Consider the following 24,728-nt stretch of genomic DNA (forward strand, 5'->3'; position numbering starts at 1 on the left):
CATGCTTAGATTGACCCGCATCGCCGCCATCGCCCTGATCGGCCTGGCCGTGCTGCTGGCGGTGATCGCGCTGATGATTGGTCGCAAGCCCGAGGCACCGGCCCATGTGGCACCGGTTTCCAGCGCAGACCCGCAGGCAATCACGGTGGTTGAAGCGGTTGCCCGGCTTCCCGCCGGCGAGCCGATCACCGCCAATGGCCTGCGCCTGGCGCAGCGCACGACGGCGGTCGCGGGCGCGGCCACCAGCATCGGCGCGGTGGTCGGCAAGGTACCGGTGCAGGACATCGCCGAGGGCAGCGCAATCAGCACCTCGGCGCTGGCGCAGGGGTTCTCGCTGCAGCTGCGGCCCGGTGAACGTGCGCTGGCGGTACCGGTGGACGAACTGGTCGGCGCGGGCAACCGCATCCTGCCGGGCGATTTCGTCGACGTCTTCCTCAACCTCCGCAATGCCCAGCCCAGCGCCAGTGGCCCGGGCGACACCGCACAGACGCGCCTGCTGTTGTCACGCCTGCGCGTCCTAAGCTATGGGCAACAGGACATCGCGCCCGCCGCTGCCGATAGCACTGACAGCAGCAATGGCGAGCCACGCAACGACCCGCGTGCGGCGGACATCACCGGCAGCAGCAGCGCCGGTGCCAGCACCAGCAACGATGCCAACCAGCCGGCGCGCAGCGCGGTGCTGGCGGTCCCGGTGGCCGACGCCAACCGGCTGTTGCTGGGCGCCCAGCAGGGCAAGCTGTTCCTGGCCCTGCGCAACCCGGCCGATACCGGCCTGCCCGATCTGGCCTTGTTCCCGCAGCCACGCGGCGTGATTGATCCGGTGCGCGGCCTGGACGCGGAACAGCAGCTGGCCTTGCAGCGGCCGGAGAACAGCGCCTTCGCCGGCATCGATGGCGACGCACTGGCCGGACGCGGCAATGCACCGGCACGCGCCAGCCCACAGGCACCGGGGCGTGCACCGGCGGCACGCCAAAGTGCACCTCGCGCCTCCGGCATCGAAATCATCCGGGGTGACAGTTCCGCACCCCGTGGTTCCCTCTGACCTGACCCGAGCGCATCCATGACCCGACGTCGCCCGTCTCCACGCCCCTCCCCGCGCCAGCGCTGGCTGGCCCTGATGCTGGTGCTGCTGGCACCGGCAACCAGCGTGGCTGACGACGATCTTGTGCTGCAGGCACGCGAACAGCGGCCCTGGACCCTGCCGGCCGATCTGGAACGGGTTGCCATCGCCGACCCCGGCGTGGCCGACATCGTGATGCTGCGCGGCCAGCGCCAGGCGCTGCTGGTGGGCAAGGCACCCGGCACCACCACGCTGCTGCTCTGGCACCGCAAGCAGAGCGAGCCGCAGCGGGTGCAGGTGCGGGTGCAGAGCGCGGTGCAGGGCGCCGCCGGCAACGGCAGTGGCGGCCTTGTGTTCACCCAGCAGGACGGCCAGGGGCTGCTGCAGGGCAGCACGGACAGCGTGCTGTCGCACATGCAGGAACAGCAGACGGCCGCAATGGCGCTGGGCAAGGACGGCCAGCTTGCCGATGCATCGACAGTCAGCAGCGGCGGCGTGGTGCAGGTTGAGGTCAAGGTGGTCGAGTTCAACAAGACAGCCCTGAAGCAGATCGGCATCAGTTTCCAGAACCGCAACGGCGCCTTCGCCTACGGCATCGCCCGCCCTGGCGGTGGACTGCCGGGCAACAGCGGGCGGCTTCCGGGCGAAGTCAGCACGGGCGGCACCGGTGGCACGGGAAGCGATTCGGAATCGCCCATCTCCTCGGCCTTCCGGCTGGTGTTCGGCTCCACCAAGGGCCTGTGGAACGCCGATGTCGACCTGCTGCAGAGCAACGGCATGGCCCGCGTGCTGGCCGAACCGACGCTGGTCGCACTGTCCGGCCAGAGCGCCAGCTTCCTGGCTGGCGGCGAACTGCCGATCCTGGAGCCGCAGGGCCTGGGCACCACCACCATCACCTACAAGCCGTTCGGCATCGGCCTCACCGTCACGCCCACCGTGCTGGCGCCCAATCGCATCGCGCTGAAGGTGGCTCCGGAGGCCAGCGACCTCGACTACAGCAATTCGATCTCGCTCAACGGTGTGCAGATTCCTTCGATCACCACCCGCCGCGCGGACACCACGGTCGAGCTGGGCGACGGCGAGAGCTTCGTCATCGGTGGCCTGGTCAGCTCCAACGTGGTCTCCAGCGTCAACAAGATTCCGTTGCTGGGCGATCTGCCGATCATCGGTTCGTTCTTCCGCAACTTCGACTACAAGCGACAGGACAAGGAGCTGGTGATCATCGTCACGCCACGGCTGGTACAGCCGCTGGCCCGCAATGCCGAACTGCCGCTGCCCGGCGAACGCGAGGCCAAGGCGAACCTGCCCGAATGGGGCGCGTGGCTGCTGGGCCCGGTCAGCCGCGATCCGGTGCCCGGCTTCTCGCGCTGATTCCATGATGCCTGCCAGATCACGACCATGCCCTACGCCACTGCCCAGCCGCTGCATCCACAAGGACCACCCATGAACCTGGTCCTGTACTGCGTGGATCGCGAACTGCTGCCGCGGTTGGCGGCCAAACTGCCGCCGTCCACCGTCCTGCATTGGCAGGACAGCAGCCTTCCGACCTCGGCGCAGGACCTGCAGCGCGGGTCGCAGAGCCTGGTGCTGCTCGACTTCCGGCCCGAGCACGCCAACGCGTCCAGCGCGCTGGCGCAGCAGTTGCAGCAGACCCAGCCGGAGCTGGCGCTGGTCGCCGTCGGCGCCACCAACGCCGGCCAGGTCGAAGGCGTGGTACTGGCCCTGCGCGCCGGCCTGCGCGATGTGCTCGATCTGGACAGCGACAACGCCGGCATCGAGGCCGCGCTGCGCCGCGCCCTGTCGCCGCGGCCGGCCGCGGCCGCGCAACAGGCGCACAAGGCACGCCTGATCGTGTTGCTGGGCGTGCGTGCCGGGGTCGGCACCAGCACCCTGGCCGCACATCTTTCGGTGTTGGCACAGCAGACCCGCGCCCTGGCCCAGGGCGATGCGCTGCGGCACGATGGCCTGCTGATGGAGCTGGCGCAGCCGTCGGGCGACCTCGCGCTGTACCTCAACCTCGACAGCCGCTTCCACTACGAAGACGCGCTGCGCAACGCCAGCCGCATCGACGCCACCCTCGCCCGCACCGCAATGGCACGGCACGATTCCGGGCTGGTGCTGCTCGACCGTGCCAGTGGCAGCGACGCGGTGCCACCCTCCGATCCGGGCGCCCTGCTGCAGCGCCTGCGCGGCGTGTTCGCCAGCGTGCTGTGCGATGCCGGCGGCTGCCCGCTGCGGCAGCTGCCGCCACTGCTGCTGGACCAGGCCGACGAGATCTGGCTGGTCACCGATGCGTCGATCGCTACCCTGGTGTCGCTCGATCAGGCGCTGAAGCACCTGTCTGGCCAGCGCGAGCGCGAGAAGCGCCTGCAGCTGGTGATCAACCGCCACGACGACAGCAGCGGCATGAGCCCGGAGCAGATCGCGCGCCGCTTCGAGGTGCCGTTGCTGGCCACGCTGCCCGAACGTCCGCGCGTGCGCCTGGCTGCCAGCCAGGGCCACCTGCTGCTGCAGGATGCGCCGCGCGACCCGTACCTGCGTGCCCTCGCCCCGCTCGTCCCGCGCCTGGACCCGGCTGCCTGCCCGGTCCAGGCGCATGGCCTGCGGGAAAGACTCTCCCTTGCCCTGGGTGGATCGCAATGGAAGACAAGGTAACCCCGTTCCCGCACGCGATTGCCCGCCCGGTATTGCTCGAAAGTGCACCGGGCCACCTGCCGTTCGCGCAGACCGAGCAGTACCAGAAGGTGCTGTCGGCCGCGCATGAGCATCTGCTCAACAGCATCGAGGACGAACGCATCGACATCGATTCCTGGGCCCCGGACACCATCGCACGCTGGGTGCAGGTGCAGACGGTGGGCTTCATCCAGGAATGGCGCATACCGATCAACGAGGAGGAAATGCAGGTGGTCGCCGAAGGGCTGGTCAAGGAACTGACCGGCTTCGGGCCACTCGACGATCTGCTGCACGATCCGACCATCGAAGACATCCTGATCAATGGCTTCAAGGACGTGCACGTCTCGCAGGGCGGCCAGCTCAAGCGTGCCACCCAGCGTTTCACCGACGACACCCACCTGCTGCGCATCCTGCGCCGCATCCTCGCCCCGCTCGGCCGCCGCCTGGACGATTCCAATCCGATGGTCGACGCGCGTCTGCCCAATGGTGGCCGCCTCAACGCGATCATCTCGCCGCTGGCGGTGGATGGGCCGATGGTGTCCATCCGCAAGTTCCGCAAGGACCCGTTCACCCCGGACGAGCTGCTGGCCAAGGGTACCTTCGACGCGCCGATGCAGGCGCTGCTGAAGGCGATGGTGCTCGGCCGCTGCAACATCCTGGTGTCTGGCGGCACCAGTTCCGGCAAGACCTCGCTGCTCAATGCGCTGGCCAGCTACGTGCCGCCCAACGAGCGCGTGATCACCGTCGAGGATACGGCCGAACTCTCGCTCAATCACCCGCACGTGGTGCGCCTGGAGAGCCGCATCGGCGGCGCCGAGGGCCACGGTGCGGTCAGCATCCGCGATCTGGTGCGCAACAGCCTGCGCATGCGCCCCGACCGCATCGTGGTGGGCGAAGTGCGCGGCGCCGAAGTGCTGGAGATGCTGCAGGCGATGAACACCGGCCACGATGGCTCGATGGCCACCATCCACGCCAACTCGCCCCGCGACTGCCTGTACCGCATCGAAATGCTGGCCGGCTTCGCCGGTTTCCAGGGCAGCGAAGACAGCCTGCGCCGGCAGATCGCCAGCGCGATCGACTTCATCGTGCAGATCTCGCGGCTGGGCAGCGGCCGCCGCGTGCTGGTTTCGATCACGGAGATCACCGGGGTCAGCGACAACCTGATCACCACCCAGGAAATGTTCCGCCACGAACTGCAGATCGACGGCAACGGCAAGGAGATCGACCGCTGGATCGGGCTTGGCTTCCATCCGCACTCGCACAAGCTGGAGCCATTCCGGCAGCTGCTGCGCGAATCGCTGTACGGAGACTTCTGAGCATGGGCATCGGTCTGCTGCTGGGCGTATTGAGCATCATCTCGGTGCTGCTGGCGCTGGCGGCCTGGCTGTGGGGCGCAGCCAGCAGCCGCGAGCAGCGCCAGGCCTCGCTGCAGCATGCCGAGCAGCAGTTGGCACGCGGTGCCAACGTCGCCACCTCCGCCGCCGGGGCCGGCGCGGCGGCCAACGATCCACCGCGACCTTCGGCCAGCGGACGCCGCGTGCTGCCCTGGGATGGCGTGCTGCAGAGCGCCGGCCTGCAACCAGGCTGGAAGCTGCCGCTGATGCTGCTGGTGCCGGGGCTGCTGCTGTCGGTGATCGCCGTGCTGCGCCTGGGAACCGCATGGATGTTCCCGCTGACCCTGCTGCTGTACCTGCTGGGCTGCTGGCTGTGGGTGGTGCGCAGGACCAGCCGCCTGCGCGCGCAGCTGCTTCACCAGCTGCCCGACTTCCTCGACAACCTGGTCCGGCTTACCGCGCTCGGCAACAGCCTGCAGGCGGCGTTCCAGGTAGCGTCGATGCAGACCAGTGCCCCGCTCCGAGGGCTGCTGGACACAACGGTGCGCTATGCACGCAGCGGCATGGACCTGGACCGCGCACTGGCATTGGCCGCGCAGCCCTACCGCATGGATGTGCTGAAGGTGCTGGCGGTGGTGATCGGGGTCAGCGTGCGCATCGGCGGCCGCTCCGACCAGATCCTGCAACGCATGGGTGACTTCATGCGCGATCTCGAACAGGCGCAGCAGGAGCTGGCGGCCACCACGTCCGAAACGCGGATGTCGGCCTGGGTGCTGGGCCTGCTGCCGCCGGCCAGCGCGGTCCTGATGGCGATCGCCAGCCCTGATTTCTTCCAGCCCGTGCTGCATGAGCCGCTCGGCCACAAAGTGCTGCTGATTGCACTGGGGCTGGAACTGGTCGGCGCCTTCCTGCTGTACCGCCTGGCCAAATCACTATGAACACCGCCTGCCCCTGCGGAGGTCCCCGATGAGCGCCAGCGGCTGGTTCGCGCTGTCACTGCTGGTGCTGGCCGCCGGCGTCGCCCTGCTGGGGCTGGGTGGCTGGGTGCGCAGCCATCGCGAACAACGCACCTCGGCAACGCTCAAGACCGCGCTGCAGCCGCGCGATGAGGCGCGCGACCCGGAAGTCATCCAACGCGATTCGCTGGGCTGGCTGGAGCGCTTTGGTCGCGCGCTCAGCGGGGGCCGCCTGGAGGCTGCGCTGCTGGCCAACGAGGACCGCCTGCTGCTGGACCTGGCCGGCTGGAACACGCGCCGCGGCACCGCCATCTATCTTGGCCTGCGCCTCCTGCTGGCACTGCTGGTGCTTGCGCTGGCACTGGCCTTCAGCGATGCCACCGGACTGGCAAAGATCATGGTGGTGGTCGGCGCCCTGGCCGCCGGCTTGCTGCTGCCCAAGTTCGCGCTGTCCTCATGGGTCAAGCGGCGTCGCCGCGCTGTGCAGAACGAGCTGCCGCTGCTGATCGATCTGCTGCGCCTGCTGCAGGGCGTGGGCTTCAGCATGGACCAGAGCCTGCAGACACTGGGCGACAAGCTGCGCGAGGCACTGCCGGTGTTGGGCGCCGAGCTGCAGGAAGCCAACGCGGCCTATACCCATGGCCGCACGCGTGCGCAATCGCTGCGGCGGCTCAGCGATGTCTACGGTGAAGACGACCTGACCAGCCTGGTGCAGTTGATCCTGCAGGTCCACGCCCACGGCGGCGCTGTGCAGGAACCGCTGCGGCAGTTCAGCTTCCGCCTGCGCGAACAGCGCCGCAATTCACTGAAGGAAAAGGTCGGCAAGCTCTCGGTGAAGATGACCGTGGTGATGATGCTGACCCTGCTGCCAGCGCTCATGCTGGTCCTCGCCGGCCCGGCGCTGGTTGCGCTGGCCACCACCATGTCCTCGATGGGATCGCCCTGATGCCTGCCCTGCGCACCCCCTGCCTGCTGCTTGTCCTTGCCGCTGTCGCCAGTGGTTGTGCCTCAAGCACCCCCAGATACCTGCGCGCGCCCAGCCTGGCCGCGCCCGAACCGGCACCGCAGGACAGCCGCGGCGCCTATCTGGAACTGATCGAACGCATGCAGCAGCAAGGGGCCTGGTATGCCTCGCTGGCGCATGTGGATGCGTTCCGCCAGCGCTATGGCGATCCACCAGCGTTGCGCCTGCTGCAGGCCGATGCGCTGCGCGAGACCGGGCAAGCCGAGGCGGCGATCGCGCTGTACCGCGACCTGTCCAGTGGCCCGCAGGCTGCTGCCGCCGCACACGGCATCGGCTTGATCGCCGCGCGCCGCGACGACGATGCAGGCAGCGAACAGGCACTGGCGCGTGCCACCCAGCTGCAACCGCTGAACACCGATTACCTTGGCGACCTGGGCTATGCACGGCTGCGTGCCGGCCAGTTCGAACAGGCCCGCGAACCGCTGGCCAAGGCGCTGGAACTGTCCCCCGGGAATGCCAAGGCCACCGCCAATCTGGCGTTGTGGGCGGTGCTGCGCGGCGATACGGCCACCGCCGAGCGACTGGCCCAGCAGGCCAACCTCAATGACGACACGCGCCGAAGCATCCAGCAGCAGGCCCAGCAGATCCAGGCGCGTCTGCAACAACGCCGGGCGGCGGCAGCGGCGGCGGTGCCGCCTGCGCGCAGCGTGGCGGGCACGACCGCCAGCGACGCGACAGGCGCTCCCCGTCTGGCCGCCGAAGCGCGCCGCGACAGCCGCGATGAGCGCGATCCGCAGCGCGTACCGCCTTCGATGCTGGAACGCTTCAGTGCCTCCGACCACCCGACCGGGAACACGCCATGACCGCAACGCACCCGTCCCGCCGCCTGCTGCCCGCACTGGCCTGCCTGCTGATGGCCGCTACCGTGCAGGCCCAGCAACAGCCGTTGACCGGGCAGATGCTCGGTGGCGCCGCGCCGGTGCCAACGGCGCCGACGCCGCTGCAGGCTGAGGCACTGGCCACGGTCGACCTGGCTGCACCCGAAGCGCCTGCATCTCCTGCGCCGCCGCCAACAGCGGTCAGCGCCCCCATGCCTGCCGCCAGTACCGCGCCGGTACGCGGCCAGATTGGCGACGCCACGCGCAATCTCTTTCGGCTGCAGGCCTCCGGGCAACAGGGCGGACCGCGCCTGCCGATCCTCGGCGACCAGGCCACGTTGAGCTACGCGCGTTACCTGAAGAGCTTCCAGCACGAGATTCCAGACTTCTTTGAAACCGATGTCGGCAAGTCCAAGGGAACATCCTCATCCGGACCGTGAGGTAGGCCATGCAACGCTCACGCCAGTTCAGTTTCAGCCGTCCGCGTGGCGGCATGTCGGTCACCATGATGCTGATCATGCTGGCACTGCTGGCCATGCTGGGCCTGATCGAAATCGGCTATCTGTTCTGGGCCAAGCGCGATGCGCAGAAGGTTGCCGACCTGGCGGCACTGGCGGGCGCACAACGGTTGGAACTTTGCACGTCAGACAACAGTGACAACAGCGCTGCACGGCAGAGCGCACTGGCCCAGAACCGCTTCCGCGGCACACTGCAGATCCGTTGCGGCAACTGGAGCGCCACACGGGCCACCAGCAACCGCTTCGTTACTACCGTCGATGCCGCCAACCCGCGCAACGCCGTGCAGGTGGTGGCGCAGCGCGGCGTATTGCCGTTCTTCGGCCAGAACGCCCGCCTGCCGACCGTGAGCGTGCAGGCGGTGGCGCGCCGCTCCGAGCCCACGGCCGTCTTCGCGGTCGGCTCGCAGCTGCTGCGCACCCGCGGCGACTCGCTGCTGCTGTCAACGCTGCGCCTGGTCGGCCTGGATGTCACCAACGCCACCGTGCTGTCCTACGATGGCCTGGCCCAGGCCAACATCACGCCCTCCGGGCTATTGAAGGCCCTGAACATCCCGGTCAGCGCCAACCTCAGCGTTGCGGATTTCAATCGCCTGCTGGCGGTCAACAAGGTCTCGCTGGCGCAGCTGGTCAATGCCACCGCCACGGTGGTCGGACGTGACACAACCGTCGGCGTGCAGCTGCGGGCGCTGGCCGATCTGGTCGCGACCAAGATCGACATCAACAAGCTCAACATCGCGCTCGGTAGCGAGTCCGGCGGCGGCGGCCTGTTCGCCGAGGTCATCTCACCGGACGGTACCGCCGGCAGTGCGCTGGAATCGAAGATCAGCGTGCTCAACCTGATCAGCACCGCCATCTCCATCGCCAACGAGGGCAATGGCATCGCGGTGGAGGGCCTGAATCTGCTCGGCATCAACGTGCAGGCCGGCGTGGTCGAGCCGCCGTCGATCGCCATCGGCGGCGTTGGTTCGCGTGCCTACAACGCGCAGGTGCGACTGATGGTGGACGTGGACAGCAACAACCTGTTCGCGCTGGGGCCACTGCTGCAGCTGCTGGGCACCCAGCTGCACCTGCCGTTGCATGTCGATGTGGCCAATGCGATGGGCACGCTGACCGGCATCCAGTGCGGCAGCAGTCCACCGCGGGCCACCATCCAGGTCGATTCTTCGGTGCTGCGCGCCTGCGTCGGCAAGGTCGATCCTGCGCAGCGCTTTTCCAAGAACAATGTCTGCGACAACACGCTGCAGAACGAGCAGCTGTTGAAGCTGCTGGGCAGACCCTTGATCACCAGCAAGATCACCCTGCCCGCGCTCACCGGCTCGCAGAACCTGACCCTGGCCGCCGGCGAGAGTGGCTCCACGCAGATCAATCCGCTGGCGCTGGGTGACACCGTCTCCAACCTGGTCGATGAGCTGCTGCGGGTGCTGTCGGGCATGCTCAGCTCACCCAGCCAAGGCATGAGCGCGAACGATACCGCCAAGGCGCTGGCCGACCGCTACCTGCAGGCCGCTTTTCCGTCGGGCGGGCGCTACAACGTTGACCAGGTCATCCCGCTGCTGCGCGATGGCGATCCCTCGCGCAACCTCGCCCCGCTGGGCAACTGGACGGTGAAGAATGGCGTTCCCAAGCCATGCCTTTTGGGCTTGACCACCTGCTGGGAAGACGGCTCGGTGTGGACCGGCTACAGGACCACCGTTACCGGCCAAGGCCTGGGCCTGCTCGACGGCCTGCTCGGCTCGCTGGTCGGCGGCCTGCTGATCAACCGCTGCGACAGCCTGCTCGGCAACCTGATCGACTACAACGGCTGCGTGCGCAACAACCTGGCTTCGTACATCCAGACCGCGCCGGCCGGCTTCCTCGACGGCGCCGGTGGCACGGGTGTGACCAATCCGGACGGCACCGTCAGCTGCAGTGGCCTGCTCTGCACGCTGCTCAAGCCGATCCTCACTGCACTGCGTCCGGTCCTCAACAGCGTCGGCGCGCTGCTGACCAACCTGCTGGCCAGCGTGCTGGGCCTGGAACTGGGACGGACCGATGTCAACGTGCAGTCGATCCAGTGCAGCGCCGCACAGCTGGTCTACTGAGCCGTGACCGGCGCCCTTGGCGGCGCCCGTCCACATGCTAGACTCCCGGCGGGGAACCACCTTACATCTCAACCCACACTCATCCGTGGATGGTCTAGACATGCGAGAAACTTCAGGGGGCGCGGTCTTCGCCCGGCAGGCGCGCAGCGCGGCAGTGCTGGCCGTGGCCATGATGCTGGCGGCACCGGCGGCAATGGCTGCCCGCGGCGACCGTGAGGTCGCGGCCGAGCCGGCCACGCGCAGCGCACCGGTGGTGCGCAATACCGTGGACGAGCTCAAGCAGTTGATGGATTCGCGCCAGCTGACCGAGCTGCGCACCACCTACAACGGCAACTACGGCGCCAGCCTGCTGTTCAACGCCAATACCCTGACCTACTACGTCGCCCTGTTCCAGGAAAAGAACTTCTGGCGGGTGATCAAGACCGACGCCGTCGACAACGCCGAGCGGGTCTACCGCACGTTTGCGCAGCAGTCCGAACAGTTGGCCCAGGTCTACATCGACACCACCCGCCTGGAAGCCGGCAAGCGCTATACCGAGCGCCTGGTGGCCTACAACGAGGCGCGCCTGCGCACCCTGCAGCAGGAAATGGAACAGCAGCAGGCGCAGTCGGCCCAGGTCAGCGCCGCCCTTCAGCAGGCGCAGCAGCAGGCGGCCAGCCTGAGCACCGACGTGCAGAGCACCAACAGCCAGCTGGACGCGCTGCAGCGCCGCATCCAGATCCTGCAGGCCGAACAGGGCAATCCGGAACTGAGCCTGCCCAAGGCAGACAGCCTGCCTTCGCCGGCGCCGGCCGCAGGTAGCGACGGCCGCTGAGGCCCTGCTCCCCTGCATCCACGCACAACGGCGCCGCAGGGCGCCGTTACCGTTTCTGGCCTTTCGTGGACCACGCTCAGCGGCAGGCGTCATACACCGCGTCGTCCAGTTGCCGACGCTGCACGAAGTCCAGCCGGCGGCCCTGCGCCAGCTTCGCCTGCCGTTGCCTGCGCGCACGCGCACACGCCGCCGGATCGGTGCTGAGGGTGATCAGCGCGCCCTGGGCACGCGCGCCGCGCCGGGTGCGCCCCGGCGGCTTCGGCGCTTCGACTGCGGGTACCGCAGCACCGCGCGACAGCGACTGTTCCCTGGGCACTTCCCAACGCCACGCCGCGCGCCCCTGGCAGGGCGTCTGCTGGTAGACCGGATGCGGGCCGTCCACGCATTTGTAGACGTTGGTCTGCGCCTGCGCGGTCACCGCGCTCGACAGGGCCAGCAGCAGGATCACGGCGTGGGCTTTCAGCATGGCAGGCTCATCGGAAGGCGCTGGCGCCATCGTCGGCGCTGTGCGTGCCAGCGGCCAGAGCGATACGCGTCACGCTATTGCCAATCCGGCACAGCCGTGCAAGCCGGCGGCTTCCCGCTGCGCTCTACTGCCGGTCGCGCCGGCAGACCGCCGGCGCGCCCCTCCCTTCCGCCAAGGAACCTGCAATGAGCAACTACGTCACCGTCGCCGACGGCGCCCGCATCTTCTACAAGGACTGGGGCACCGGCCAGCCGATCGTGTTCGCCCACGGCTGGCCGTTGTCCTCCGATGCCTGGGACCCGCAGATGCTGTTCATGGGCCAGAACGGCTATCGCGTGATCGCCCACGACCGTCGCAGCCATGGCCGCTCCAGCCAGACCTGGGACGGTAACAACATGGACACCTACGCCGATGATCTGGCGGCGGTGATCAATGCGCTGGACCTGAAGGATGCCATCCTCGTCGGCCATTCCACCGGTGGCGGCGAAGTGGCGCACTACATCGGCCGCCATGGCAGCAAGCGCGTGGCCAAGGTGGTGCTGGTCGGCGCCGTGCCGCCGCTGATGCTGAAAACCGCCGGCAATCCGGCCGGCACCCCGCTCGAGGTGTTCGACGGCATCCGCAAGGGCACCGGCGGTGACCGCTCGCAGTTCTTCAAGGACCTGACCACGCCGTTCTTTGGTGCCAACCGCGATGGCAACAGCGTCACCCAGGGCATGCGTGATGCATTCTGGCTGCAGGGCATGCTCGGTGGCGTCAAGGGCCAGCACGACTGCATTCATGAGTTTTCGGAAGTCGACTACACCGACGACCTGAAGAAGATCGACGTCCCGGCGCTGGTGGTACACGGCGACGACGATCAGATCGTGCCGTTCGATGCCTCGGCCAAGCTGTCCTCGCAGATCATCGCCAATGCCGAACTGAAGGTCTACGCCGGCGCCCCGCACGGCCTGACCGTGACCCACGCCGACCAGTTCAACGCCGACCTGCTGGCGTTCGCCCGCAGTTGATGTACCGCGGCGGCGCCTCACCGCGCCGCCCCCCATCGGTAGTGCCGGCCGCGGGCCGGCACCCCGATCAATCCATCGCAATCTGTACAGCCGGCCAGCGGTCGGCTCTACCAGGGGCCGCTCAGATGTCGTTGTGGTGGTGCGGGACCCCAGTCTTGGGCAGCGGGTCGTGGCCGCCCACGAAATGGCGCACCACCGGTGCCCGTTCACCGCGATGCAGCCCGCGCAGCACTTCCTGGATCGCCTTGTCATCGGCGGTGATGCGTTCGTGCTGGCGCAGATGCTCCAGCCATGACGGGGTCACGAAATACTCCAGGTGAATGCCGGGGCTGGCTACATCCTCGACCACGCCCCAGACCACCGCGCCATCGCGGCGGCGAACGGTTCCCAGCGTGCGCATCTGCGCCTGGAATGCAGCGCGATCACCCTCCTCGATGCGGTACTCGATGGTCACCAGCACCGGGCCACGATCGTTCGACACCGGCACCGACAGCTCCGGCGCCGGCCAATGCCCGGCCGGGCGCAGGTTCAGGTCCTCGGTGCCGGCGATGCGTACGCGCCACACCAGCAGCCCGCCGATCACCGCGCCGGTCGCCGCCACCAGCAAGGTCAGTTCCGGCGAGGTGCGCTGCGCCAGCGCACCCCAGCTCAGGCCACCGGCGGCCATGCCTGCCGAGAACACCACGATGTACAGCGCCAGCGCACGTGCGCGCACCCATGCCGGCACCGCAGTCTGCGCCGCAATCTGCAATGACGACAACACGGTGATCCAGGCAAACCCGTTGACCAGCATCACCAGCGGCAGCACATACCAGCTACGGGTCAGCGCCAGACCGACCAGGCTCAACGCCAGCGAAAGCGTGGCCAGCAGCACCAGCAGGTCACGGTCCAGCCGTGCGCGCAGCTTCGGCAGCAGCAACGCACCTCCCACCGCGCCGATCCCGATGCAGCCCAGCAACATGCCGTACTGCCCTGCCCCACCGTGCATCTGCCCGCGCACCACCACCGGCAGCAGCGCGTTCATCGCGGCGGCGAAGAAGAAGAAGCCGACCGACTTGATCAGCACCGCCTGCAGTCGCCCGGCGCGGCTGGCGTAACGCAGGCCCGCCTTGAGGCCGGCGCCGAAACCTTCCGGAGGCAGGCTCGACTGCTTCGGATCACGCTTCCAGCCCCACACCACGAACAGCATCGCGGCGAAGGTGATCGCGTTGAATCCGAACGCCCACACCGCACCGAGCTGGGCAACAATCACGCCCCCGATGGCCGGTCCGATCGAGCGCGCGATGTTGATGCCGATCGAGTTCAATGCCACTGCCGAGGCCAGCATCGGCTGCGGCACCAGTTCGGACACGATCGCTGCCTGCGCCGGCATCGCCATCGCCGCGCCGCAGCCCATGCAGAAGGTCAGCAGCACCAGCAGTTCCGGGGTCAGCTGATCCATCGCGGTCAAGCTCGCCATCACTGCCGCCACCAGCAGCATCCAGCCCTGGGTCGCCAACAGGTACCTGCGGCGATCGACGATGTCGGCCAGCGTACCCGCGGCCAGCGCCAGCAGCACGATCGGCACGGTGGTGGCCGATTGCACCAGCGCCACCATCAACGGCGAGCCGGTGCGCTCGGCCATCACCCAGGCAGCGGCGACGTCGTTGACCCAGGTGCCGATGTTGCTGGCCAGGATCGCCAGCCAGATCGAACGGAACATCTGGATCTTCAACGGGGACCAGGCACCTGCGGCCTGTGCGGAAGGTTGCGACGCGCGTGCGTTCACCATTGCCATGCTCCAACGATCGAGGCGAACAGCGTGTCCTGACCGCCGGCCTGCGTCAGTGCAGGTCCAGCGTCGACCCAGGCCAGCTGCAGCTGCCATTGCCAGTGTTCGCTGGCCTGCCAGCGGGTTTCGGATTTGTATTGGGTGCCGATCCGGCGTGCACCGTCGGCGGTACCGGGCAAGCCCACCAGCGGTGCCGGCGTGGTGTACACCGCATCGGCGCGACGATGCTTCCAGGCCATCTGTACGCCCAGCTCGGTCGTCACCGTGTCGTGCAGGCGCAGCGACAGGGTCGGCTGCAGGTCCATCAGGTTGGCCGGCGCCAGCAGGCTGGCTTCGCTGAAATAAGCGGACTTCGGGAACAACGCGTTGAACGTGCCCAGCCGCCCATCGCGCAGGTTGCCATCGCCGCTGGCGATGTCGGCCTTCAGGCCAAGCCGTGGTTGCAGCGGCAGGCGGCTCCAGCGCCAGCCGGTGTCGGTGGCCAGTGTCCACGCGCGGATGTCGAGGTCGCCGGTGGCAGTGCGTAGTTCACCGCCCTGCGCGACCAGCTCGCTGTTCCAGTCCAGTGCGCCGGCCTGGCCGAACCAGCGCGCGCCGACGGTCTGCCGACGCTCGATGCCGGAACCAGCGGCAAAGCGCGCACCTTCGCGGCGGTAGTCCAGCAGGTGCAGGTCCCATTGCCCGGGCCAACGGCCGCGCGCCGTGGTGGCATACGCGCCCCACAGGTGCGCCCCCGGCTCACCGCGATCGTCGAAGGCACCCGGACGGTTCTGCACCGGTCGCAGCGCCATCAGATCGAGCGAACCCAACCGTCCCTTCCAACCTGCGCGGGCGCCATCGAAGGCCAGCCGGATGTTCGGCCCATCGCGCACCGACAGCAGGCGCGAACTGCCATAGCCCGCTTCCTGCCGTCCCAGCTGCAGGTGGAAGCTCCCGCGCTGCCAGCGCCAGTACGCCTGCTGCACATCCAGTGCACTGCGGTCGGTCCGGCCCGGGCCACCTGCCTTGCCATTCTCGCCGTGCACGCCCAGCTGCAGCTTCGCCTGCCACGTGTCCTCCACATAGCCGGCCGAGGCCAACGCGCGCATCAGGCCATAGCCATCTTCCGCACCGCCAATGCCGAAGCGGATCGGATCGTAGTACATCCCACGCAGGCGCAGCGACGCGTCCCAATGCAGCTGGCTGCCTCCTGCGTCGGTGCAATGCCCAGGTTCGCAGGCCAGCACCAATGCCAGCGCAACCAGCAACGCCAGGCTCAGAACGCGAAGCACGAGCATCCCATCGCGCCCCAGAACGCGGTCAGGTCATCGGTCGGCGCGGCGTGGTGCGCGGCGTGCCCATGCACGCCGTGGGTGCTGCAGGCAGCGCCATGGTGATGATGGCGGGCCGCCGCAAGGCCGGTGGCTTCGCCGCCGACATGGTAGCCGCCGAAGCGGTTAACCGGCGACCAGTCCGGCATCGCCGCTGGCAGCTGCGGCGCAAGCCCTGCATAGTCGCCGTCGGCATGCACGATGCGGCCGCCGACGACGGTCAGCACGCTGGTGATGTCGGCGATCTGCGCGTCGTCGACGCGGAAGAAGTCGGCCGAGAGCAGGATGAAATCAGCCAGCTGGCCGGCTTTCAGGGTGCCCTTCACCGCCTCGTCGCCGGAGAACCAAGCGCTGCCCTGGGTCCACAGGCGCAGCGCCTGCTCGCGTTCAAGCTGGTTTTCCTCGCCATACAGGACCAGACCACCCACGGTGCGCCCGGTCACCAGCCACGACAGCGCCACCCATGGGTTGTAGCTGGCCACACGGGTGGCATCGGTGCCCGCGCCCACCGGTACTCCCTCGGCCAGCATCCGCTTCACCGGCGGCGTGTGCCGCGCAGCCTGCACACCGTAGCGCTCGACGAAGGCTTCGCCCTGGTAGGCCATGCGGTGCTGCACGGCGATGCCGCCACCCAGCGCACGGATGCGTTCGATGTTGCGCGGGGTGATGGTCTCTGCGTGGTCGATGAACCAGTGCAGGCCATCGAACGGCACCTCGCGGTTGACCTGTTCGTACACATCGAGGATGCGGGTGATGCTCTCGTCGTAGGTGGCGTGGATACGGAACGGCCAGCGCTTCTCGACCAGCAGCTTCACCACGTCGTGCAGTTCGGGCTCAAGCTCCGGCGGCAGCTCCGGCCGCGGCTCGTTGAACAACTCGAAATCGGCGGCCGAGAACACCAGCATTTCCCCGGCGCCATTGTGGCGCAGCAGGTCATCGCCCTGGCGCGGCTGCAGGATCTCGCTCCAGCCCCTGAAGTCGTCCACTTCCTTGCCCTTGTTCTGGGTGAACAGGTTGTAGGCGATGCGCACCGTCAGCTGGTCGTCGCGATGCAGCTGCTCGATGACCTGGTAGTCCTCGGGATAGTTCTGGAAGCCGCCGCCTGCGTCGATCACCGAGGTGATGCCAAGCCGGTTCAGTTCGCGCATGAAGTGGCGCGTGGAATTGGCCTGGTACTCGATCGGCAGGCGCGGGCCTTTGGCCAGCGTGGCATACAGGATCAGCGCATTGGGCTTGGCCAGCAGCAGCCCTGTCGGGTTGCCCAGCGAATCACGCACGATCTGCCCACCCGGCGGATCGGGGGTATCCTTGTTGTAGCCGCAAGCGCGCAGCGCGGCGCGGTTGAGCAGCGCGCGGTCGTACAGGTGCAGCAGGAACACCGGCGTATCGGGTGCAATGGCGTTCAGCTCCTGCAGGGTCGGCAGGCGCTTCTCGTTGAACTGCGCGGCGGTGAAGCCACCGACCACGCGCACCCACTGCGGCGCTGGCGTGCGGTCGACCTGGGCTTTCAGCATCGCCATCGCGTCGGCGAGCGAGCGCAGGCCGTCCCATCGCAGTTCCAGGTTGTAGTTCAGGCCGCCACGGATCAGATGGGTATGGCTGTCGTTGAGGCCGGGCAGCAGGCGCCGGCCCTGCGCGTCGATCAGGGTCGCTTCATTGCCCCACCCGCGCATGATCTCCGCGTCGCTACCGACAGCGACGATACGGCCTTCCTGCACGGCCAGCGCCTGTGCGTGCGGTTGCTGCGGATCAAGCGTGGTGATGCGGGCATTGCGGATGACCAGCGTGCTCATGCGACGCTCCTTGGAAGTGGAATCGAGTGCGGCGCCGGCGTGGCCGGCCAACCCCAGTGCAACGGCAGCGCCGCTGGCCAGCACCACGTTGCGGCGGCCGTGGTCGAGTGGATCGTGACTCATGCGAACTCTCCCGGAAGGCGTTCGCCATCCAGCGCCCAGGCGCCAGGCCCGGCCAGCGCGAGGGCCAGCAGTACCGTGGTCCACATCAACGGGTACTCACTACCGCCGCGCATCCAGAACCAGCCCTTGGGCAGGGCCAACAGTACGGTGAAGCCGATGAAAGCAGCGGCCGCCAGTGCGGCGATGCGGGTCTGCCAGCCCAGCAGCACCGCCAGCCCGGACAACACCTGCAGCAGCGCCAGCAGCAACGGCAATGGCACGGCCGCCGGCAACCCGAAGCCGCGCAGCTCGCTGGCGAAACCGGCCAGGCCGGGGCCACCGAACCAGCCGAACAGCTTGCCCAGCGCGTGTGGCAGCAGGAAGCCTCCTGCCGCCACGCGCAGCATCAGCAGGGCCAGGTCGAGGCCATGCCCGGACAGCATGCTCAGTGCCCGCCTTCCTGCGCGCCGAACATGCGCTTGGCATACTGGATGCCGATGCCATAACCGCCGGCGTGGTCACGGGCGATGCCGGTGGTCAGCCCGTAGGTCTCGCCGCGCGCCCAATCGCGCTGAAGTTCCAGCAGGTACTGCACGCTGGTCATCGCTACTACCCCGGCCTGCACCATGCGGGTGATGGCGCGCTCGTGCGCTTCCTCGCTGACGTCGCCACAGGCGTCGGTGATCACATGTACCTCGAAGCCCTGCGCCAGTGCCGACAGCGCCGGGCCGACGATGCAGACGCTGGTCCACAGGCCGGCCATCACCAGCCGGCGCTTGCCGATTCGGTTGATCTCGTCGATCACCGGCTGGTCCTCCCACGTGTTCATCGAGGTGCGATCGAACACCGTATGGCCCGGAAAAATCGCCGGCAGCTCGGGGAACATCGGGCCGGAGAACGAGGCTTCCGCCACCGTGGTCAGCAGCACCGGCACGTTGAAGCCCTTGGCGCCCTTGCCGATCAGTGCCACGTTGTTGCGCAGTGCGGAGATGTCGATCGTGTGGGTGGCAAACGCCATCTGCGACTGGAAGTCGATCAGCACCAGTGCATGGTCGGTCGGTGACAACAGGGACGGGGCGGGCGTGGCAGTTGCAAGGTTCATGCGTGGACTCCGTTGGAATCAAGGTCTGGGGGAAGCAGGAGCGCGGCATCGCCAGCCAGGTACTGGCCGGGACTGCAGCCCGTCTCCGCGCGGAAGCTGCGGACGAAATGGCTCTGGTCAAAGAAGCCGAGCTGCTGCGCCAGGCAGGACATCGGCAGATGCTGGGCCGACAACAGCTGGCGCGCACGTTCGATACGGCGCCGGCGGACATAGCGCAGCGGACTGGCGCCGGTACCGGTGCGGAACAGGCGCACCAGATGGAAACGGCTGACACAGGCAGCCTCCGCCAGCTGGGTTACCCGCAGCGGCTGTGACAGGTGTTCATCGACATAGCGCAGCGCCCGCTGCAACGCGGCGGCCTGATGCGGTGCCAACGACGCGGCGGGCGGGGCATGCGGAAGGACGGTGGCCATCGAGGACGCCGCGAGGGGGTAGCCCATGGTGCGGCGCGTGCGCGCGATGCCCTACCCCCGTCGGTCGAGGCCAGCGCCTACCCGAATGGGGGAGGCCGGCGGCCGATCACGCGGCGTCCGAACCAGCGTGCGTCCAGCGAATAGGCCCCTGGACCCAGCACCAGCAGGGACAGCGGCAGCAGCGCCAGCGGCCAGGGTACGGTCTGTGCGTGCAGGCTGACGGCGGCCAGCGCGACGGCCAGCGGGGTCAGCGCGCCCAGCACGAGCATCGCCACCGCCAGCAGGCACAGCACCGACCACCCGCCTGCGTGCGTGCCAGGCATGCACAGCGCAGCGGCCAGGCACAGCCGCAGCCACAGCAGACCCAGGCCTGGACCGCGGTCGGGGAACATCACGAACAGGCGCTGCATGGCCGGGCTCCGGGGAACATGCCGGCGTGATATCCGACGGTGGCGCCGGCCGCCTACCCCGTTCGGGTCACCCTCGGTTGCCCCACACCTGCCAGAATGCGCGCCATGCGTGGCCGCCCCTTCCCGTTCCGGTGTCGTTTGCCGACGCTGCTGACGTGCCTGCTGCTGTTGACTGCCCTGCCCGCTCTTGCCGTGCAGCGCCCGCCGGTGAGCGGCGGACTGCCCGATTACGAGCACACGGCCTGGCGCGTCGGCCAGGGGGCGCCCGGCGACATCTGGGACATTGTCCAGGACCGCGACGGTCTGTTGTGGCTGGCCACGGGCTCAGGCCTGTACCGCTTCGATGGCCGTCGTTTCGAACGGCAAGCGGCGCCCGTCGGCAGCCATTTTCCGTCCACCAACATGGTCACGCTGGCACCGGGCCGCGATGGTGCTCTGTGGATCGGTTACTTCCAGGCGGGCATCAGCCGGTTCGCACAGGGACAGCTGCGCAACTACGGCCGCGAGCAAGGGGTGCCGGTCGGCGTGGTCCCGCGCTTCAGCCACGATCGCCAGGGCCAGCTGTGGGCGGCGATCAACGGCGGGCTGCGCCGCTTTGACGGACAGCGCTGGCAGCCACTGCTGGCAAATGCCGGGCTGCCGGAGCGCCGCGTGCAGTGGGTGCTGCACGATAGCCGGGGTACGTTCTGGGTGCTGGCCGACCTGAAGATCTGGATGCGTGCGACCGGCCAGACCACGTTCGAAGACACCGGCATTGCGGTCTCGCAGATGGCGACACTGGCCGAAAGCCCACAAGGTGAAGTGTGGCTGGCCGACCGGGTGCGCGGCACCTCGCCGCTGGCCAACGCGCAGGGTCTGTTGGCGGCAAGCGAACGTGAAGCGCGGCGGCTTCCAGAGCTGGTCGCCGCTCGTCTGCAGTTCACTGCCGATGGCGCGCTGTGGGCCACGATGAGCCCGCACGGCGGCATGGCCCGCATCACCTTCGACGGCACCCGGGCCGTGCGCATGGAACGCTTCGATTCACCGCACGGGCTGACCGCCACCTCGGCGGTGCCGATCATCGTCGATCGCGAAGGCAATCTCTGGGTCGGCACCAATCTCGGCCTCAACCGCTTTCGCGCACGCAGCGTGCACACCTTGGCGGTGGGCCCGAGCGATCCCTACCGCTCGCTGGTGCGGGCCAGCGATGGCCGCGTGTATGGCTATGGCGAAGACCTCAAGCCCTACGATCTGCGACGCACGCTGCTGGACAGCAGCGCCACGCAACTGCAGGCCGCCGCACGCCAGGCACCTACGCCGATCTGGCAGTTCGACTGGGTCAATCTTGCGCGCACAGTTGGCGGCCGCACATCGTTGATCCCACTGCCGGCCCCGTTTACCGGGCAACCGCTGCATGCGCTGCTGTTCCCCGACGACGAGCAGGCCTGGGTGTGTACGGGTGAGCGTGGCGTCCTTCATTACCTGCATGGGCAATGGCAGCGCGAGGTTCGCCTGCCAGAGCAGGCCTGCTCATCGCTGGCACTGGATGCCCATGGCCAGCTGCTGCTTGGCTATGCAGACGGCCGCCTGCGCCGGATGAGTGCGGACCGCATCGAGAGCTTCGATGCCAGCCAGGGCCTGTCGGTGGGGCCGATCACCGCGATGCTGCATCACCAGGACATTCTGCTGGTCGCCGGCGAAGCCGGGCTGGCTGCGCGACTGGGCAATGGACGATTCGTTCCGGTGCGCACCGACATGGCCGGCGTCCTGGAAGGCATCACTGGCATGGTCGCCGATGCCAATGGCCACCTGTGGCTCAACGGCAGCCGTGGCCTGGTGCGGATGGAAAGCGGGCTGCTGCGCCGTGCCCTGCGTACCGGCCTGCCGGTCACGCCGCGCCTGTTCGACGCGATCGACGGCATGCCGGGAATCGCCCTGCAGAGCGGGCCCATCGCCACCGCCGCCCTGGCCGACGATGGCCTGCTGTGGCTGGCCACCAACCAGGGCCTGGCCTGGCTGGACACCACCCATTCGCACGTCAATACGATGGCCCCCAGCGTGCGCATCGGCGAGGTGCTGTATGGCAGCAAGCACGAGCCGCTGCGCGATGGCCTGCGCCTTCCCGCCGGTACCAGCCAACTGCAGATCGACTACGTGGCCTTGTCACTGGCACGCCCGGAGCGCAACCGCTACCGCTATCGCCTCTCCGGCGTCGACGACGGCTGGCAGGATGCGGGCAGCAGCACCCGCGCGTATTACACCAACCTCGCACCGGGCAATTACCGGTTCGAGGTGGAAGCGGCCAACGAGGACGGCATCTGGAGCACCTCCCCGGCCAGCCGCAGCTTCCGCATCGCTCCCACCTTCATGCAGACCGTGTGGTTCAAGCTACTGTGCGCCGCCGCGATACTCGCGCTGCTGATGATGGCGGTGCGCATCCGCAGTGGCCAGCTGGCGGCACTGTTCCGCGCGCGCCTGCAGGAACGCAATGGTGAGCGCGAACGCATCGCGCGCGACCTGCATGACACGCTGCTGCAGGGCAGCCAGGGCCTGATCCTGCGCCTGCATGCGATCAGCCAGTCACCCCAGACCCCGGAGCCGGTGCGCAGCCAGCTGGAGGCGGCCATGCAACTGGCCGAACGCAACCTGGCCGAGGGCCGCGAGCGGGTCAACGCGCTGCGCGACGGTCCGTTCGCAGGGCGCGACTTGGCCTCGGCACTGGCCGACGTGCATGCCGAGTACGCTGGCCACGGCATCAACCCCCTGCGCCTGACCGTCGAGGGCGCGGCGCCACCGCTGCAGGTCGACGCCGCCGAAGAGGTATTCCTGATCGGCCGCGAGGCGATACGAAACGCATTGCGCCATGCCGATGCGCGCGCCATCGAAGTGGAACTGTCCTACGGCGCGCGCTGTTTCCTGCTGCACGTGCGCGACGATGGCGTCGGCATCGCAGACGAGAATGCCGGCCACGGGCATTGGGGCCTGCAGGGCATGCGCGAGCGGGCGCAACGGCTTGGCGCGGAGCTGCAGCTGTGGACCCGCCCAGGCCTGGGTACCGAAGTGGCGCTGGCGGTCCCTGCCCGGCGCCTGTATCACCGCCGTCCGTCGCGCTGGCGCTGGCCTTGGAGCAGACCCAACCATGACTGAGTCCCCTACCCCGATCGGCGTGCTGGTAGTCGACGATCACCCACTGCTGCGTGATGGCTTGGCCGCGCTGCTCGGCGCCCAGCCTGACCTGCGCCTGCTGGGCGAAGCCGCCGATGGCGAGGAAGCCATCGCGCGGTACCAGCAGCTGCAGCCCGATGTGGTGCTGATGGACCTGCAGATGCCGCGCCTGGATGGCGTGGAAGCGATCGTGCGGATCCGTGCACTCGACCCGCGCGCGCGCATCATCGTGCTGACAACCTACCGCGGCGACGTGCGCGCGGTGCGTGCGCTGCAGGCCGGTGCGAGCGCCTACCTGCTGAAGGACATGCTGCGCCACGAGCTGATCGACACCATCCGCATGGTGGCCGGCGGTCGTCGCGCGCCGATTCCTCCAGCGGTGGCTGCCAGCATCGCCGCGCACGTGGTGGAAGACCGCCTGTCACCGCGCGAGACCGAGGTCCTGCGGCACGTGGCAGGCGGACTGTCGAACAAGCGAATCGGCGAGCGCATGCAGATCTCCGAGCAGACGGTGAAGGCGCACATGAAGAGTTTGATGGACAAGCTAGGCGTCGGCGACCGCACCCATGCCGTCACTCAGGCACTGCGGCGCGGCATCATCAGCCTGGACGACAGCGGTCACGATTAGGGGGTTGTTCGGCAGGGCTTGCAGCCCTGCCGAACAACCCCTACTTCAAACGCAGCAGCAGGCTGCCGCCGGCACACATCACCGCCAGCCAGGCCACGCCGTGCCACCCCCACTGCGCCAGCGCCAAGCTGCCCAGCGCTCCGCCGGCGGCCATGCCGATGAACATGCCCGTGAACAGCAACGCATTGAGGCGGCTTCGCGCCGGCGGCACCAGGCCGTAGACCAAGGTCTGGTGCGCCACCAGCGCCGACTGGAAGCCGAAGTCGAACAACAGCGCACTCACCACCAGCAGCGGCAACAGCGCAGCGTCCGGCAACCAGGTTTCGCCCAGCAGCAGGCCGAAGCCCAGCAGCGCCACCGCAATCGCCAGCCGTGCCACCGCATGGCACCCCAGTCGATCAGCGAAACGGCCCGCGAACGGCGCGGCCAATGCACCGGCCGCACCGGCAATACCGAATGCACCGGCTGCCGCACTGCCCAGGCCGAGGCGTGCATGCAGCATCAGTGCAAGGGTCGACCAGAACGCACTGAAACCGACTGCGAGCAGCGACTGGCTGGCCACCGCACGACGCAGCTGCGGCTGCTCGCGCCACAGCGCCAGCAGCGAGCCCAGCAGCGCGGGATAGCGCAGGGTGCTGGTCGGCGTGAAACGCGGCAGTGCGCGTGCCATCAGCGTACCCATCAACGCCACCGATACCCCGGCAAGCACGAACTGCGTGCGCCAGCCCCACGCTTCAGCTACTACGCCACTGACCACCCGCGACAACAGGATGCCCAGCAGCAGGCCGGTCATCACCCGGCCGACGATCTGCCCGCGCTGCGCATCCGGTGCCAGCGCCGCGGCGGCGGGCACGATGTCCTGTGCCAGCGTTGCCATCAGCCCGACCAGCAGGCTGGCCATCAGCAGGCCCGGCAGGTGCCCGGCCATGGCGGCGGCGCCCAGTGCCAGCGTCAGCAGCGCGGACTTCAACAGGATCAGATGGCGGCGGTCGAAGCGGTCACCCAGCGGTGCCAGCAGCAGGATGCCCAGCGCATAGCCGAGCTGGGTCAGGGTCGGCACCAGGCCGACGGCGCGCTCACCGGCGCCAAGGTCCTGGGCGATCAGGCCCAGCATCGGCTGGCTGTAGTACAGCGAGGCGACCGAGAAACCGGCGCCGGCCGCCATTGCCAGCACCAGCGGGGTAGAGGGCAAGGTCTCCGGTGCGGTGGCAGCGGAAAGCGAGGGAGTCGACATGGGGGCGTCCACGGAAGAAAGTGGACGTATCCTGCCGATATTCGTCTTGCGCCTGTAGTAGGCTGAA

General features: G+C 68.4%; 22 protein-coding genes. 13 read left to right on the top strand and 9 right to left on the bottom strand.

Annotation, left to right across the window (positions count from 1 at the left end; translation table 11 throughout):
* Position 1 precedes the first annotated feature (1 nt).
* The 10 genes from cpaB to QZ853_RS17065 all read left to right on the top strand — a co-directional run bounded on the left by cpaB (position 2) and on the right by QZ853_RS17065 (position 11,278).
* Positions 2–1,042 carry a Flp pilus assembly protein CpaB gene (cpaB, locus tag QZ853_RS17020; protein ID WP_295575688.1) on the top strand — a complete coding sequence of 347 codons (1,041 nt, stop codon included), beginning with the start codon at positions 2–4 and terminating at the stop codon, positions 1,040–1,042.
* Positions 1,043–1,060: 18 nt separating this feature from the next.
* Positions 1,061–2,431: a type II and III secretion system protein family protein gene (locus QZ853_RS17025; protein ID WP_295575690.1), complete on the top strand. Its 1,371-nt coding sequence runs from the start codon at positions 1,061–1,063 to the stop codon at positions 2,429–2,431.
* Between the two features lie 27 nt (positions 2,432–2,458).
* Positions 2,459–3,715, top strand: a complete 1,257-nt coding sequence (locus tag QZ853_RS17030; protein ID WP_345777911.1) for a fimbrial protein — start codon at positions 2,459–2,461, stop codon at positions 3,713–3,715.
* Positions 3,700–5,049: a CpaF family protein gene (locus QZ853_RS17035; protein WP_295575693.1), complete on the top strand. Its 1,350-nt coding sequence runs from the start codon at positions 3,700–3,702 to the stop codon at positions 5,047–5,049. Before QZ853_RS17030 ends, QZ853_RS17035 begins: the two co-directional genes overlap by 16 nt.
* A 2-nt stretch (positions 5,050–5,051) precedes the next feature.
* The gene (locus QZ853_RS17040; protein WP_295575696.1) at positions 5,052–6,005 is read left to right on the top strand and encodes a type II secretion system F family protein; all 954 of its coding nucleotides are present in this window, start codon (positions 5,052–5,054) and stop codon (positions 6,003–6,005) included.
* A gap of 28 nt (positions 6,006–6,033) precedes the next feature.
* Positions 6,034–6,969 (top strand): type II secretion system F family protein, encoded by a 936-nt coding sequence (locus QZ853_RS17045; RefSeq protein ID WP_295575698.1) that lies wholly within the window; start codon positions 6,034–6,036, stop codon positions 6,967–6,969.
* Positions 6,969–7,850, top strand: a complete 882-nt coding sequence (locus QZ853_RS17050; protein ID WP_295575700.1) for a Flp pilus assembly protein TadD — start codon at positions 6,969–6,971, stop codon at positions 7,848–7,850. The genes QZ853_RS17045 and QZ853_RS17050 overlap by 1 nt, the downstream gene beginning before the upstream one ends.
* Positions 7,847–8,305: a DUF3613 domain-containing protein gene (locus QZ853_RS17055; RefSeq protein ID WP_295575703.1), complete on the top strand. Its 459-nt coding sequence runs from the start codon at positions 7,847–7,849 to the stop codon at positions 8,303–8,305. The genes QZ853_RS17050 and QZ853_RS17055 overlap by 4 nt, the downstream gene beginning before the upstream one ends.
* Before the next feature lie 8 nt (positions 8,306–8,313).
* Positions 8,314–10,464 carry a TadG family pilus assembly protein gene (locus QZ853_RS17060; RefSeq protein ID WP_295575705.1) on the top strand — a complete coding sequence of 717 codons (2,151 nt, stop codon included), beginning with the start codon at positions 8,314–8,316 and terminating at the stop codon, positions 10,462–10,464.
* A 100-nt stretch (positions 10,465–10,564) separates the two neighbouring features.
* Complete coding sequence (locus tag QZ853_RS17065; protein ID WP_295575708.1) at positions 10,565–11,278, top strand: DUF2968 domain-containing protein; 714 nt, start codon at positions 10,565–10,567, stop codon at positions 11,276–11,278.
* 76 nt (positions 11,279–11,354) lie between these two features.
* Here the strand turns inward: QZ853_RS17065 and QZ853_RS17070 are convergent, their stop codons facing one another.
* Complete coding sequence (locus QZ853_RS17070; protein ID WP_295575710.1) at positions 11,355–11,744, bottom strand: hypothetical protein; 390 nt, start codon at positions 11,742–11,744, stop codon at positions 11,355–11,357.
* Between the two features lie 185 nt (positions 11,745–11,929).
* Here QZ853_RS17070 and QZ853_RS17075 point away from each other — a divergent pair, with 185 nt between their 5' ends.
* Positions 11,930–12,754, top strand: coding sequence for an alpha/beta hydrolase (locus QZ853_RS17075; protein ID WP_295575712.1), 825 nt, complete (start codon positions 11,930–11,932; stop codon positions 12,752–12,754).
* A 121-nt stretch (positions 12,755–12,875) separates the two neighbouring features.
* On the opposite strand, the gene QZ853_RS17080 is transcribed toward QZ853_RS17075, so the two are convergent.
* From QZ853_RS17080 to QZ853_RS17110, 7 genes are all read right to left on the bottom strand, one after another.
* Positions 12,876–14,525, bottom strand: coding sequence for an MFS transporter (locus tag QZ853_RS17080; RefSeq protein ID WP_295575715.1), 1,650 nt, complete (start codon positions 14,523–14,525; stop codon positions 12,876–12,878).
* On the bottom strand, positions 14,519–15,802 hold the full coding sequence (locus QZ853_RS17085) for an alginate export family protein (protein WP_295575717.1): 1,284 nt from the start codon (positions 15,800–15,802) through the stop codon (positions 14,519–14,521). Before QZ853_RS17085 ends, QZ853_RS17080 begins: the two co-directional genes overlap by 7 nt.
* Positions 15,781–17,628, bottom strand: coding sequence for an amidohydrolase (locus tag QZ853_RS17090; protein ID WP_295576357.1), 1,848 nt, complete (start codon positions 17,626–17,628; stop codon positions 15,781–15,783). Before QZ853_RS17090 ends, QZ853_RS17085 begins: the two co-directional genes overlap by 22 nt.
* Positions 17,629–17,747: 119 nt before the next feature.
* The gene (locus QZ853_RS17095) at positions 17,748–18,173 is read right to left on the bottom strand and encodes a DoxX family protein (RefSeq protein ID WP_295575720.1); all 426 of its coding nucleotides are present in this window, start codon (positions 18,171–18,173) and stop codon (positions 17,748–17,750) included.
* Positions 18,174–18,175: 2 nt separating this feature from the next.
* Positions 18,176–18,832, bottom strand: coding sequence for a hydrolase (locus QZ853_RS17100; RefSeq protein WP_295575723.1), 657 nt, complete (start codon positions 18,830–18,832; stop codon positions 18,176–18,178).
* Positions 18,829–19,272 (bottom strand): AraC family transcriptional regulator, encoded by a 444-nt coding sequence (locus QZ853_RS17105; protein ID WP_295575726.1) that lies wholly within the window; start codon positions 19,270–19,272, stop codon positions 18,829–18,831. Before QZ853_RS17105 ends, QZ853_RS17100 begins: the two co-directional genes overlap by 4 nt.
* A 50-nt stretch (positions 19,273–19,322) precedes the next feature.
* A complete protein-coding gene (locus QZ853_RS17110) occupies positions 19,323–19,655 on the bottom strand; it encodes a hypothetical protein (protein WP_295575728.1) in 333 nt (110 codons plus the stop codon).
* A gap of 96 nt (positions 19,656–19,751) precedes the next feature.
* On the opposite strand from QZ853_RS17110, the gene QZ853_RS17115 reads away from it, so the two are divergent.
* Both QZ853_RS17115 and QZ853_RS17120 read left to right on the top strand, forming a co-directional pair.
* Entirely contained in the window at positions 19,752–22,781 is a 3,030-nt protein-coding gene (locus tag QZ853_RS17115; protein ID WP_295575730.1) for a sensor histidine kinase, read from the top strand.
* Positions 22,774–23,427 carry a response regulator transcription factor gene (locus QZ853_RS17120; protein WP_295575733.1) on the top strand — a complete coding sequence of 218 codons (654 nt, stop codon included), beginning with the start codon at positions 22,774–22,776 and terminating at the stop codon, positions 23,425–23,427. Before QZ853_RS17115 ends, QZ853_RS17120 begins: the two co-directional genes overlap by 8 nt.
* A gap of 40 nt (positions 23,428–23,467) precedes the next feature.
* On the opposite strand, the gene QZ853_RS17125 is transcribed toward QZ853_RS17120, so the two are convergent.
* Positions 23,468–24,661 carry an MFS transporter gene (locus QZ853_RS17125; protein ID WP_295575735.1) on the bottom strand — a complete coding sequence of 398 codons (1,194 nt, stop codon included), beginning with the start codon at positions 24,659–24,661 and terminating at the stop codon, positions 23,468–23,470.
* Positions 24,662–24,728: the final 67 nt, after the last annotated feature.

It is taken from the genome of uncultured Stenotrophomonas sp. (assembly GCF_913778665.1).
Classification (GTDB): domain Bacteria; phylum Pseudomonadota; class Gammaproteobacteria; order Xanthomonadales; family Xanthomonadaceae; genus Stenotrophomonas.